Origin of the sequence: Streptomyces sp. RKAG293, from assembly GCF_023701745.1 — a bacterium.
GTDB lineage: Bacteria > Actinomycetota > Actinomycetes > Streptomycetales > Streptomycetaceae > Actinacidiphila.
This window is the reverse complement of sequence record NZ_JAJOZB010000001.1, coordinates 625,749-638,500: the sequence shown is the minus strand read 5'-3', so window position 1 is coordinate 638,500 and position 12,752 is coordinate 625,749. Positions and strand designations below refer to the sequence as shown.

Below are 12,752 nucleotides of genomic sequence, written 5' to 3'. Positions count from 1 at the left end.
GTCGAAGGAGCGGGCGGGTCAGGGCGCGGACCGCTCAGTGCTGAGGGTGCCGTTGATGACGGAGTGGAAGATCCAGGTGAGGCGCTGTTCCGGAGTCCCCGAGACGAGGTCGTCGGCAAGTGCGGCAATGCGCGGGTGCGTGCCGGGGGAGGCTCCGCGCAGTGCGGTGACGAGGGCGTTGTGTTCGTCCGCACTGTCGACGGCATGGGCGCGGGTGGAGTGCTCGGCGGCGGTGGCGGTGGCTGTCTGGAGCAGCACGTCCACTCCCCAGGCGGCCTGCGGGCCGGGCACCCGGCCTTCGTGCAACAAGGTGAGGACGGCCTCGACCAGGGCCAGGTAGTTCGTTCCTGACGGCCGGGCGACCAGGGCGGAGTGGGCCAGCGCGGAGTTCTCGAGGAGCACGCGGGTGTAGGCGGTCAGCACCTGCGTCAGTCGGTCGCGCCAGTCGCCACCGCCTTCACCGGCGGCGGGCGAGAGGTCGACGGAGCCGAGCAGTTCGTCCAGGATCGCCGCGTGCAGCTCGGCCGTGTTGGCCACGTACACGTAGAGCGAGGCGGGGCCGGTGTCGAGCTCCTGGGCAAGACGTCGCATCGTGACGCGCTGCAGCCCTTCGGCTTCCATCAGGCGGACCGCGGTCCCGACGATGCCTTCGTAGGTGAGGGCGGGCTTGGCGGGCCGCTCGCGGCGGCTGCGGGGTGCGGGGGTTCGCGGGGTCACCTCACCAAGGTAACGAACATGTTCGTTACGAACAAGTTCGCCCCACGTCGGCCGGGTCCCGAACGGATGTCAGGGACGGCGGTTGTGGGTGCCCGGGGTGTAGCCGAAGGAGCGGCCGAAGACGTCGATGAAGGCGCTGGCGGATGACCAGCCGCACCGGTGGGCGACGGTGGTCACCGGCACGTCGTCGGCCAGCATGCGCAGGGCGTGATAAAGGCGTAGCTGGGTGCGCCACTGCGGGAACGTCATGCCCAGTTCGCGTCGGAACAGGCGGCTGAGGGTGCGCTCGCCGGCTCCCGCTACGGGCGCCAGGGCGGCCAGAGTGCGGGGGTCCGCGGGGTCGTGGTGCAGCAGGTCGCAGATGGTCGCCAGGCGCGGGTCGGTGGGGGTGGGCAGGTGGACGGGTTCCTGCGGTGACGAGCGCAGTTGGTCAAGGAGGACCGCACGCAGGCGCGACCGCTCGGGACGGTCGTCGTCCGGGTCCCGGGTGTAGGCGAGGATCAGTTCGCGCAGCAGCGGGCCGACCGCGAGGACGGTGGGGGCGTCGAGGCCGAGGGGGTTGGTCCCGGCGGGCAGGCCCAGCAGATGCAGGGCGAGGTGGCCGTGGGCGCGGTGCGCGTGGACGCATCCGGCGGGAACCCAGATGGCCCGGGTGCCGGGGGCGAACCAGGTGCCGGCGTCGGTGGTGACGGCCAGGACTCCCGAGCCCGCATAGATGATCTGGTGGTCGTCGTGACGGTGCGCGTCGATGCGCTGTCCGGGAGCCAGCGTCCGGGTACGGGTGGGCGCCTCGGGCGTGTGGCGGATATCCGTCATAGGTTGACACTTTATCGGAAGCGCGCCAGGGCATGCCCTGGCGACCATGGCGACGTGTCAACGAAACGAACCGCCCTCACCGGGCCCATCGCGCTGTTGTCCCTGGGGCATGCCTGCGTGGACGTCTACCAGGGCGCGGTGGCCGCCCTGGTGCCGTTCTTCGTCTCCGAGCGGTCCTACACCTACGCCGCCGCCTCCGGCATCGTGCTGGCGGTCTCCCTGCTCTCCTCGGTCGTGCAGCCGCTGTTCGGAGCCCTCACCGACAAATGGGCCATGCCGTGGTTGCTGCCGGTCAGCACGTTGGTGGGCGGCACCGGAGTCGCTCTCGCGGGCGTCAGCGGCTCCTACGCCCTCACTCTCGCGGTCGTCTCGGTGTCCGGAATCGGCATCGCCGCCTACCACCCGGAATCCGCCCGCATGGCCCGAACCGCCAGCCGCGGAAGCCACACCGCGATGGGCTGGTTCTCCCTCGGCGGCAACCTCGGCTTCGCCACCGCGCCGCTGCTGGTCGCCGCCGTCATCGCCACCGGTGGCCTGCGGGCCTCCCCGCTGCTGGTCGTGCCGGCCCTCGCCGGTGCGGCGCTGTGCGCGGCCGCGCTGCGGGCCGTCGCGGCCCTCCCCGCAGTGCCGGCGGCCACCCGCGCGAGCGGAGCCGTCGGAGCCGTCGGAGCCGTCGGAGGGGACGGCGGGGACGGCTGGGACGGCCGGGACGACTGGGCATCCTTCATGAAGTTGACGGGGGCGATCGTGTGCCGCTCGATCGTCTTCGTCGGTCTCAGCGCGTTCATCTCCCTGTTCGTGCGCCAGCGCACCGGCGGGGGAGAGGTCTCCGGTACGGCCGCGCTGTTCGTGCTCTACCTCGGCGGGGCGGTGGGCACCGTCACCGGCGGGAAGCTCGCCACCCGCCACGGCCGTCTCCCGGTCGTCCGGTGGTCCTACGCCCTGACCGTGCCGGCCGTGGCCGGAGTGGTCCTCGTACCCGGTCCGCTGCTCTACGGGTGCGTCGCCCTCACCTCGGCCGGCCTGTACGTACCCTTCTCCCTGCACGTCACCCTCGCCCAGGACTACCTGCCCCGGCGGGTGGGGACCGCCAGCGGCGTCACCCTGGGCCTGGCCGTCAGCATCGGCGGTGTCGCCGGCCCGCTCATCGGCGCCGTCGCCGACGCCACCTCCCTGCGGACCGCCCTCGCACCGCTGATCGCACTGCCTGCCCTCGGCTGGTTCCTCCTGCGCACCCTGAACGAGCCCGAGATGCCCGATGCGGGTCCCCGTCGGCCGGCCGTCGCCACACGTCCACCCGTCACACGTCCACCCGCCGCACACGACGCGCGTAGGAAAAGCCTTCAGCGTGACGATCAAGGCTGAGCTCAGCGTGCTTCCCGGCGGCTGCTCGCGGATCGACCCGTGGGTGATGTCCCAGGACACCGGCGCCGAGATCTTGAGGATCTGCACCGCATGGGAACCTGCCGGATCGGCGACCGCCGGCGTCAGCGGTTGGGGGGCAGGCGTACGACGGTCAGGAAGAAGTCGTCGATCTGGCGGATGGCGGTGATGAACTGGTCGAGGTCGACCGGCTTGGTCACGTAGGCGTTGGCGTGCAGTTTGTAACTGCGCAGGATGTCCTCCTCGGCCGAGGACGTGGTCAGCACCACGACCGGAATATGACTCAGGTCGGGGTCCGCCTTGATGCGCTCCAGCACCTGGCGTCCGTCGTATTTGGGCAGGTTGAGGTCGAGCAGGATCAGATCGGGGCGCGGCGCTTGGGTGTGCGGCTCGCGGCGGTAGAGGAAATCGAGGGCTTCCAGCCCGTCGCGGACCACGTGCAACGTGTTGCCGATCTTGTTGTCCTCGAAGGCCTCCCGCGTCATGAGCTCATCGCCCGGGTCGTCTTCGACCAGGAGGACTTCGATGGGTTCAGGGCTGGGATGCATGATCGGCCTCCGGTCGGGGTTGGTGTGTGATCGTATCGGGGTGCTCGCCGGGGGCGGGCAGGGTGAAGGCGATACGGGTGCCGGTGGTGTGGGCGCTGTCGATCCAGATCCGGCCGCCGCTGTTCTCGACGATCTTCTTGCACAGGGACAGCCCTATGCCGGTTCCCTCGTACTCGCCGCGCCCGTGCAGACGTTGGAAGATCACGAAGACCTTGTCGGCGAATTCCGCGGGGATGCCGATGCCGTTGTCGGTGACCGTGAACCGGCGCATGGCCGGCTCGTCCGGATCCGCAACCGCGGTGATGTGGACGGCGGGGGCCCGGTCCGGGTGGCGGAACTTGACGGCGTTGCCGATGAGGTTCTGCCACAGCATGGTCAGCAAGGTCGCGTCGCCGGTGACGGCGGGCAGCGCATCGGGCCGGTGGACGGTGGCATCACCGTCCTCCAGCGCGGCGGCCACGTTGCGCAGGGCTCGGTCGACCACTTCGTCCTGGTCCACTTCGGTCAGCGTCTCCTGCGTGCGCCCGACCCGCGAGAAGGTGAGCAGGTCGTTGATCAGGACCTGCATGCGTTTGGCGCCGTCGACAGCGAAGGCGATGTACTGGGTCCCGCGCGCGTCCAGATGGGCGCCGTATCGCTTCTCCAGCAGTTGGCAGAAGGATGCCACCTTGCGCAGCGGCTCCTGCAGATCGTGGGACGCGACGTAGGCGAACTGCTCCAGCTCGGCGTTGGACCGCCGCAGTTCGGCCGCCTGTTCGCCGAGCGTCGCACGCTGTTGTCGCAGTTGGGTCTCCTGCCGACGAGAGGCGTCCAGCTCCTGGACCACCCGCACGCGCATGGCCTCGACCGCGTGGGCCATGGCCTGCAGATCGGCCGGCCCCTGATGGGGAATGCGGTGTGAGAGATCCCCGCCCGCGACACGCGTCGCTGCGACGCGCACAGCGGTCAGCGGACGACCGACGGCGAGGTGCAGCAGCACCGCCAACGCGATGCCGGTCACGAGGAACAGCGCCAGAGTCGCGAGGAACACCGCATCGCGCTGGTCGCGGGTGCGCAGCAGCGTGGCGCGGCCCCGGTCCTGTTCATGGCCCAGGTAGGCGTCCTGGGCGGCCAGCAGCGTCCGCACACGGTCGAAGGACTCCTTGCCCGCCTCCCCTGGGGCCGTCGTGCCCAGGGGGGCGTTCAGGGCCGGTTCGGCGAAGTGGACCCGCCACTGACGTGCCGCGTTCTCGACGGCGCTCAAGTCGGACATGGCCTGGGAGTCGGAGTTCAGGAGGCGGGTGAGCCGGTCGGCTGCCTGTACCTGCGCTGCGCGGCCCTGGGCATCCGGTTGCAGCAGACGCTTGTCACCGGTGAGCAGGTAGCCGCGCACCCCGGTCTCCTGGTCCAGCAGCGCGGTCTGCAGTTGTGCGGCCGCGGTGCGGGCGGGAGCGATCTGGTTGACGAGGTGGTCGGCGGCGGCACTCGTCCGTGACAGGAGTGCGGAGCCGATGATGCCGGCGAACACCGTCAGGGCGGCCATGATGCCCAGGGCGATGAGGATCCACCCCTGCACACTCAACCGACGGGGCCGGTGCGGGCGTCCAGGCCGCTCGGGCAGCAGGGGCGGTCCGGACGCCGAAGAAGCCCGCTCTGCCGTCGCGTTGAGGGAGGCCCGTTGCGATGTCACGTGATGCCGCTCCATTTCAGGTGGAGGACGGCGACGTCGTCGGCCAGTCCTCCGCTGTCGGCAGCCAGTTCCTCGGCTGCGGATATCAGGGTGTCGAGGAACGCGGGGGCCGGGAGGTGCAGGTGCTTGCGGGCCAGCGCGAGCAGACCGGCCTCGCCCAGCCGCTGTGACCCCCGCCCGATGCGCCCTTCGATCAGACCGTCGGTGAACGCCACCACCGCACCGTCACGAGGGGCCGCCAGGTTCGTCACCGGCCAGCTGCCGCCGGACACGATGCCCAGCGCCGGACCACCGTCGACCTCCTCCAGCCGGATGTCCGCGAGCGAATGCACCAGCACGCCAGGATGACCGGCCCGCACGATCCTCAGCGAGCCGTCCTCGGGCGAGCGCCTCAGCGAGGTGACGGTGGCGAAGATCTCCGGGCCCGACCGCTCGGCGACCAGGATCTGCTCCAGCATTCCCAGCAGGGCGCCGTCCTGCAGCCCCGCCAGCACAAAAGCCCGCCACGCCACGCGCAGACACACACCCAGGGCGGCCTCATCGGGCCCATGACCCGACACATCCCCCACCACAGCGTGAACGGTGCCGTCCGGAGTCTGCACCACGTCATAGAAGTCACCACCCAGCAAGGACTGGGCCCGGCCCGGACGGTAGCGCGCACTGACCTGCACCCGATCGTCGCGCAACAGGGGAATCGGCAGCAGGCCGCGCTCCAGGCGGGCGTTCTCCTGGGCGCGCAGCTCACTGGCCTGCACCTCGGTCGCGGCAAGCTCGGTGTGCTTGCGCTGAATCGCGTAGCGGATCGCGCGGGTCAGCAGGTCACCGTCCACCTGGCCCTTGACCAGGTAGTCCTGTGCTCCCGCCGCAACCGCCGCCAGACCGGTGCGCTCCTGTGCCAAGCCCGTCAGCACCACCACCGCCGCCCAGGGAGCCACCTGCAGAATCTGGCGCACGGCGTCCAGGCCGTCGGCGTCCGGGAGGTGCAGGTCCAGCAGGACGCACTGCGCCTGCGGGTTCGCGAGCTCCGCCCGACCCTGGGCGAGGGTGCGCACCCATGTCACCTGCGGGGTGATGTCACTGTCGGAAATCAGGTCCTGGACCAGAAAGGCGTCCCCGGGGTCGTCCTCGATCAACAGGATCCTCGGCTGCTCCTCGGCTCCCAGCGGCCGCGACGAGGGCGCGCCGACACGGGGGGATGTCTTCTCCCACACGGTGGTGACCTCGGGTTGCGGTGATCTCGCCACCGTGCCGAACGGCCCGTATGGAGGCAGGGAACGCGTACTCCCCACAGTTATCGTCTCCTTCGCACCACGAGCAACCAGCTCGCGGGCCGCGTGGTGCGTCCCGGCCGGACAGTAGAACAAACAGTTGCTTTACGGCAACATTTGCGACGTCCTCCTGCGGACCTTCCTGGCGGACGCCGGCGCCTCATCCGACGCTCCTGTGATCAACCGCCGCCCAGGCGCCTGCCCTTCCTCGGCGACCCCATGCCTGCGGATGCCGACGACCGGCCAAGTCCGCGGGCGCCGGTGTGAGTGGGGTTCGGGCGGGTAGCCGTCTGTTCAGGAAGCGCTGGACGCTTTCTGACGATTGGCCCACCTTTGGGTTTTCGTGACGGCGAAGGGAAGGACGCGCACGATGAGCGACAACATCTGGGGTTACGGGGCGACTTCCGGCTACCAGGCGGAAGCCGACGTGACGGGGTACAAGGTCGAGGCGACCGATGGGCACATCGGCAAGGTCGACAAGCACTCCGACGAGGTCGGCGCCGCGTACCTGGTGGTCGACACCGGTGTGTGGATCTTCGGAAAGTCCGTACTGCTCCCGGCCGGCACCGTCTCGCGCGTCGACCACGAGAACAGGACCGTGTTCGTCGCGCGCAGCAAGGGCGAGATCAAGGACGCACCGGAGTTCGACAAGGACAAGCATCCCGGCGACGCCGGTTACCACCAGCAGGTCGGCGGTTACTACGGCTCGCCCCTCGACTGACCCACCGCGCACGCCCGTCGGCGGCCCACCGGATCTCCCCTTTCCGGTGGGCCGCCGCCGCGCGTGCCGATGCCCCCTCGCATCATGGGCGGAACAGCGTTCTGCCATGTCAGGCGTGTGCATTGTGGCGCGTGGGGCAGCCGAGAAGCACGGTGGTCAAGAGCCCCGGCGTAGCACGATCGCCCTGCGTCGTCACGGAGCGTCATGGCTCCCGTGGCGGTTCTGGATCAGTGCGCGGAGAGTTGACCACGAGTTGGTTTTCGCTCTCGTGGTCGCCCTGAGCGGAGGATGTTCATGACCGTCGAAACGCCACTGCTGGCGCCGGGTCCCCCCGCGCGGATGGTGACACTGCCGGGCGTGTACGTCCCCCAGTACGACACGCAGTTCCTGATGGCGGCGCTGGACCAGGAGGAGATGCGTCCCGGCAGCGACGTCCTGGACCTGGGGACCGGCAGTGGGGCGCTCGCGGTGCGGGCCGCACAGTTGGGTGGCCGGGTCACGGCTGTCGACATCGCCTGGCGTGCGGTGCTGACCGCACGGCTGAACGCCTTTCTCTGCCGGCAGCGCGTCATGGTCCGGCGGGAGGACCTCACGGCGTCCGTGTCCCGTCGCTCCTACGACATCGTGCTCAGCAACCCCCCGTACGTGCCCGCTCCCGGCGGGCTCCCGCCCCGGCACGGACAGGCGCGCGCCTGGGACGCGGGGGGCGACGGCCGGGCCCTCGTGGACCGCATCTGTGACGCGGCACCCGCTGTCGTGCGGCCCCAGGGCGTGCTGCTCCTGGTCCATTCGGATCTGTGCGGCACCGAGGCCACCTTGCGGCGCTTGTCGCGGGTGGGCATGCGCGCGACGGTGAGCGAGCGCGCGCTCGTGCCTTTCGGGCCGGTGGTGCGTTCCCGGTTGCCGTGGCTGCGTGAACGGGGACTGATAGGCGACGGCCAGGACAGGGAAGAGCTGGTGATCATCCGTGCCGAACACGCCTGAACGGCCCCGCCGCATCACGGTCGACCCGGAAGGGCCGCTCCTGGTCGAGGGGCCGGTGGAGGTCGTCGCGGACGACGGCAGCGTCTCCACGTCACATCGTTTCGTCGCGGCGATCTGTACCTGCCGACGGAGCAGGACCTACCCCTGGTGCGACACCAGCCACCGGCGCCGCGCCAAGCCGGACGAGAAGGCCGACCGAGCGAGTGCGGCCGACCCCGCCGCCGACGGGGCCGAGCGATGACCGGCTATCAGGAGTCGCGGAGTGTGCGACCGGCTCTGCCGGCGGGACGAGGTGACCTGTCCGATGCGGTGATCGCGGCGTTGGGCGGGGGGCGACCCCTGCCGGTCGGTCCGGGGACCGTGTCGGCGGATCCGTATGGCGACGATCTCCAACTCGCCCTCTACGTTCTGTACGAACTCCACTACCAGGGGTTCGAGGGCGTGGACGATGAGCGGGAATGGGACCCGCGACTCCTGGAGTTCCGGCGCTCGCTCGAAGAGCGGTTCCTCGACTCCCTTCGCTCCCAGGTCCGTTCCGTGTCCAGTGCGGAGGAAGCGCTGGCCGCCCTCCTGGTCGAGCCGGTCGTCGCGGACGACGAGGATGCCGGGGTCAGCCACTATCTTCAGCGGGAGGGCTCGCTGGAGAACCTGCGGGAGTACGCGGCCCTGCGATCCCTGTACCACCTCAAGGAGGCCGACCCGCACGCCTGGGTGCTTCCCCGGTTGTACGGCCGTGCCAAGGCCGCGATGGCCGCCGTCGAGTTCGACGAGTTCGGCGCAGGCCGCGCGAGGAACCTCCATGCCCGGCTGTACGCCGATCTCATGGAGGATCTCGCACTGGACATCGGATACGGGCACTACCTCGACGCGGCCCCCGCCGAAGCCCTCGCGACGGTCAACCAGATGTCGCTGTTCGGCCTGCACCGAAGCCTGCGCGGAGCCCTGGTGGGGCACTTCGCCGCCGTCGAGGTGACCTCGTCACCGGGCTCCCGCCGCCTGGCACAGGCGCTGCGCCGAACGGGAGCGGGACCGGCCGCGGAACGGTTCTACGACGAGCACGTCGAAGCCGACGCCGTCCACGAACAGATCGTGCGCCGCGACGTGATCGGCGGTCTGCTGGCCGACGAACCCCGGCTCGAAGCCGACATCGCCTTCGGTGTCGAGAGCACGACCTTCCTGGAGGACCGCCTCGGCGCCCACCTCCTGCACGCCTGGCGCGGCAACCGCAGTGCCCTGCGAACGCCGTTGAACAGCGTCCTGCCCACGCCGTGACGTCCCGGGCCCAACAGACGGCACCAGGAACGGTGGCGGGCTTCTGCGGCGCCCTCGGCATCGGCCCGTGAGAACTCGAGGACTTCTCATGGGCCGTCGTGTCACATTTCTTCGTCCTCCGGTGTCTTAGGAGCGCAGGCATGAAACAGCCGACGCTGCCGACCAGGAGGCCGGCGCCCGGCTGACGGCCGAGGAGGGCGCTGGCATGGGCAAGCGGACACCTGCCGGGGGACGCACCGTGACGAGATGGCTCGCTGCGGTATCCCCGACCGGGGCGACGCGGCGGTGGTCGAGGCGGCGCACACCCGCGGACCCCTGGTCGGCACTGTTCGGCAAGATCGCCGCCTACACCTTCGTCGTGCTGATCGTCACCGGCATTCTGCTGGCCCTGTTCTACCGGCCGGACATGGCGCGCAGTCGCTATGAAGGTCCCTACCGCCCGCTGAACGGGGTGGTCGTGAGCCACGCCTACGCGTCGACCGTTCGCCTCAGTCTCGAAGTGCGCGGCGGCCTCCTGCTGCGGCAGGTGCACCACTGGGCCACGCTGATATTCGTCGCCGCGATCTGCCTCAAGCTGGTGCGGATGTTCTTCACCGGCGCTTTCCGCAGGCCACGCCTGCCGCTCTGGTCGATCTGGGTCATGCTGCTCGTGCTGGCCATGGCAACCGGGCTGACCGGCACGATCCTGCCGGACGACATGCTGTCCGGTGGCAGCCTCGGGCTCGTCCAGGGAATACTCCAGTCGATCCCGCTGATCGGGACCCGGCTGACCTTCTGGCTGTTCGGCGGTGAGTTCCCGGGCGAGGCGATCATCCCCCGCTTCTACTGGCTGCACGCGGTGGTGCTGCCGGTCGCGATCACCGGCCTGTTCGTGCTGCGGCACCGGCTCGTGCGGCGGCACGGCCACCCCCGGCTGCCGGCGGCGGCCACCCGCAGTCCCCGGTGGCTGGGGCCGCTCCCGGTGACCGCAGGACCGGCGCTGTTCTTCGGAACCTGCGGGGTGTTGGTGCTGATCGGCGCGTTCGCGCAGATCAACCCGATCTGGCTGCTCGGACCCTATCGTCCGGGAGAGATCACGGCAGGGGCGGTTCCGGACTGGTACATGGGCTTCCTGGACGGCGCGGTGCGGCTCATGCCGGGCTGGGAGTTCGAGGTGGCGGGCCGCACCCTGACCCTCGCGGTGCTGGTGCCCGCGCTGATCGTCCCCGGTGCGTTCTTCACCTTCCTGGCGGCGTACCCGCTGATCGAACGTCGCCTGACGGGTGACAGGGAGCTGCACGACGAGCTGGACCGCCCCCGCGACGCGGCGACCCGCACGGCGTTCGGAGCGGCGGCCCTCGCCTTCTACGGACTCCTGTGGGCTGCCGCTGCCAACGACCAGATCGCCGTCCACTTCCACCTGTCCCTCAACGACGTCACCCAGTTCTTCCGAGTGGCCGTTCTGATCGGACCGGTGCTCGCGTTCGTTCTCACCCGCTGGTTCTGCCTCGGACTGCTGGAGCGCGCGGGCGACGAGGCCGCACACGGCCGCGAGACCGGACGGATCGTCAGAACCCCGGAGGGCGGCTACATCGAGATCATGGAACCCGTCCAGGACCGGCGGAAGCCCGCATCCATCGACCCGCCCGGCTCAAGTGACCTACGGCCGGCGGGATCCCGTCCACGCGGCCGCACAGCTCAGTCGACGGTTTCGTTCGAGTAGACGAGCAGCGCCCACAGCACGAGGACGTCCAGTGCGATCGCGACCAGCGCCCATACCGGGTAGTACGGCAGGAAGATGAACTGCAGCGCCATGGTCGTGGCCGCGATGAGTACGCCGGCGCCCTTGGCCCACGACATCCCCATCAGCAGGCACAGCCCGACCACGACGAGAGCCGCGCCGAAGAGAAGGTGGATCCAGCCCCAGGCGGTGACATTGAACCCGTAGGCGTAGTTGACGACGGCTGTGTAGGGGTCGTTCTTCGCGATGGCGGCGGAGCCCTGCAGAATGCCGAGCACGCCGCTGATCGCCAGGACCACCCCGGCGAACGCCGCCCCTCGCGCTGCCGGCGCCCTGGCGCGGTCCGTTTGTCCGCTGGCGCGGGGTACTCCACCCGACGGCTGGGCTGTCATCAGAACCTCCGTTGTCCGACGTTCCGGGACTGCGAACCGGGGTCCTTCGCGTGCCGATCCAGTCGAATCGTCCAGCCGGCTCTTCTCCCATGGTCAACCGCTCGGTCCAACCGTGCCACCGGAGCTTCGTGCACCCTCCGGTTACGCCCCTGACCGCGTGGTTCTCGTGCCGGACTGCGCGAGGAGGCGATGGTGCCAGCGGGTGCGGGCGTTGCGAGCGTCCTGGCTGACGGCCGCTCGCGGTGCCAATCCGTCGAATCCGTGGTAGGCGCCGGGCCATACCTGCAGTTCGGTCTGGCCGCCGGCCTGCCCGATGAAAGGCGGAGCGGCGTTGGGGGCGCTGCCGGGCCCTGACGGCGTGCGGTGGACACTCATGACCCGGCCCCCGGCCGGACGGTGGGACGCTGCCCGGCATCCCCGGCTCGGCTTCGGATCATCGACATCAGCAGCCCGTGGGTCTCGGCGTCGGCGGCCACCACAAGTCCGCGGCCCGCACCGCCGATCGGGGCGCCGTCGATCCCGGTGACCACACAACCGGCGGCCCGGCACAGAGCGATGCCGGCGGCGAAGTGCACGCTCCCCGACAGGTCGCCGCCATCGGTGACGTACGCGGCACGCTTGCCGGCCGCGACCCAGGCCAGCGCCAGCGTCGTGGACACGACCCGCGGCCGGAACCGCTCGACGAACCCGGCGTGGGCCAGCAGGTCCACGGCCCGGAAGCCGGGCGCGCTCGGGAACGGCGGATCCAGGTTGACGTCCACCAATCGAGTGGCGGATGTGGGCGTCAGCCGCACATCGGCCCCGTCGTGCCGCACCCTGGCCGTCGCACCGCCGGTGAAGAAGACCTCGCCACTGAACGGATCGGCCACCGCCGCCGCACCGTCGCGCAGCGCCACGTTGACGGCCACCACCATGGTGCCGACGGCGTAGTTCAGCGTCCCGCACAAGGGATCCACCAACCACTGGCGCGCAGCGTCGGCGGCACCCTGCTGCCCGCCCTCCTCGCCCAGCACCGCGTCATCCGGTCGAGCGGACCGGATGACACCGAGAATCGTCTTCTCGGCCTCGATGTCGGCGGCGGTGGCGAAGTCCCCGCCGCCCTTGTCGACGCGGGAGAGCCGCCGGCCGTACAGGTCACGCACCACGTCCCCGCCGGCGCGCGCCGCGGCTATCGCGACTTCGGCGTCGTCAAGGCTCGCGTAGGAGTTGATCACGCCGTGCAGAATACCGGCGGCCCTGTCACCGGCGCGGTGGGAACGGGG

At 70.3% G+C, this 12,752-nt stretch carries 13 protein-coding genes; 6 read left to right on the top strand and 7 right to left on the bottom strand.

Annotated features, from left to right (window positions below; translation table 11 throughout):
- Positions 1–18: 18 nt before the first annotated feature.
- Positions 19–717: a TetR/AcrR family transcriptional regulator gene (locus LNW72_RS02715; protein WP_250973826.1), complete on the bottom strand. Its 699-nt coding sequence runs from the start codon at positions 715–717 to the stop codon at positions 19–21.
- 69 nt (positions 718–786) lie between these two features.
- Positions 787–1,533, bottom strand: coding sequence for a helix-turn-helix domain-containing protein (locus LNW72_RS02710; protein WP_250973825.1), 747 nt, complete (start codon positions 1,531–1,533; stop codon positions 787–789).
- A 54-nt stretch (positions 1,534–1,587) separates the two neighbouring features.
- On the opposite strand from LNW72_RS02710, the gene LNW72_RS02705 reads away from it, so the two are divergent.
- Entirely contained in the window at positions 1,588–2,898 is a 1,311-nt protein-coding gene (locus LNW72_RS02705; RefSeq protein WP_250973824.1) for an MFS transporter, read from the top strand.
- A gap of 122 nt (positions 2,899–3,020) precedes the next feature.
- Here LNW72_RS02705 and LNW72_RS02700 read toward each other — a convergent pair whose 3' ends face one another.
- The 3 genes from LNW72_RS02700 to LNW72_RS02690 are packed head-to-tail and all read right to left on the bottom strand — an operon-like array spanning position 3,021 to position 6,428.
- Entirely contained in the window at positions 3,021–3,464 is a 444-nt protein-coding gene (locus LNW72_RS02700) for a response regulator (protein ID WP_250973823.1), read from the bottom strand.
- Positions 3,448–5,133 carry an ATP-binding protein gene (locus LNW72_RS02695; protein ID WP_308401872.1) on the bottom strand — a complete coding sequence of 562 codons (1,686 nt, stop codon included), beginning with the start codon at positions 5,131–5,133 and terminating at the stop codon, positions 3,448–3,450. Before LNW72_RS02695 ends, LNW72_RS02700 begins: the two co-directional genes overlap by 17 nt.
- Positions 5,130–6,428 (bottom strand): PP2C family protein-serine/threonine phosphatase, encoded by a 1,299-nt coding sequence (locus tag LNW72_RS02690; protein WP_374117394.1) that lies wholly within the window; start codon positions 6,426–6,428, stop codon positions 5,130–5,132. The genes LNW72_RS02695 and LNW72_RS02690 overlap by 4 nt, the downstream gene beginning before the upstream one ends.
- 343 nt (positions 6,429–6,771) lie before the next feature.
- On the opposite strand from LNW72_RS02690, the gene LNW72_RS02685 reads away from it, so the two are divergent.
- From LNW72_RS02685 to LNW72_RS02665, 5 genes are all read left to right on the top strand, one after another.
- Positions 6,772–7,122 carry a PRC-barrel domain containing protein gene (locus tag LNW72_RS02685; protein WP_250973822.1) on the top strand — a complete coding sequence of 117 codons (351 nt, stop codon included), beginning with the start codon at positions 6,772–6,774 and terminating at the stop codon, positions 7,120–7,122.
- Positions 7,123–7,416: 294 nt separating this feature from the next.
- On the top strand, positions 7,417–8,106 hold the full coding sequence (locus LNW72_RS02680) for a HemK2/MTQ2 family protein methyltransferase (protein WP_250973821.1): 690 nt from the start codon (positions 7,417–7,419) through the stop codon (positions 8,104–8,106).
- Entirely contained in the window at positions 8,090–8,347 is a 258-nt protein-coding gene (locus LNW72_RS02675; protein ID WP_250973820.1) for a CDGSH iron-sulfur domain-containing protein, read from the top strand. Before LNW72_RS02680 ends, LNW72_RS02675 begins: the two co-directional genes overlap by 17 nt.
- The gene (locus tag LNW72_RS02670; RefSeq protein ID WP_250973819.1) at positions 8,344–9,378 is read left to right on the top strand and encodes an iron-containing redox enzyme family protein; all 1,035 of its coding nucleotides are present in this window, start codon (positions 8,344–8,346) and stop codon (positions 9,376–9,378) included. Before LNW72_RS02675 ends, LNW72_RS02670 begins: the two co-directional genes overlap by 4 nt.
- Positions 9,379–9,616: 238 nt before the next feature.
- On the top strand, positions 9,617–11,080 hold the full coding sequence (locus LNW72_RS02665) for a cytochrome b N-terminal domain-containing protein (protein WP_250973818.1): 1,464 nt from the start codon (positions 9,617–9,619) through the stop codon (positions 11,078–11,080).
- On the opposite strand, the gene LNW72_RS02660 is transcribed toward LNW72_RS02665, so the two are convergent.
- Positions 11,056–11,490, bottom strand: a complete 435-nt coding sequence (locus tag LNW72_RS02660) for a hypothetical protein (RefSeq protein WP_250973817.1) — start codon at positions 11,488–11,490, stop codon at positions 11,056–11,058. The two genes, LNW72_RS02665 and LNW72_RS02660, sit on opposite strands and share 25 nt — an antisense overlap.
- A 371-nt stretch (positions 11,491–11,861) precedes the next feature.
- Positions 11,862–12,704: an inositol monophosphatase family protein gene (locus LNW72_RS02650; RefSeq protein WP_250973816.1), complete on the bottom strand. Its 843-nt coding sequence runs from the start codon at positions 12,702–12,704 to the stop codon at positions 11,862–11,864.
- Between the last annotated feature and the right edge of the window lie 48 nt (positions 12,705–12,752).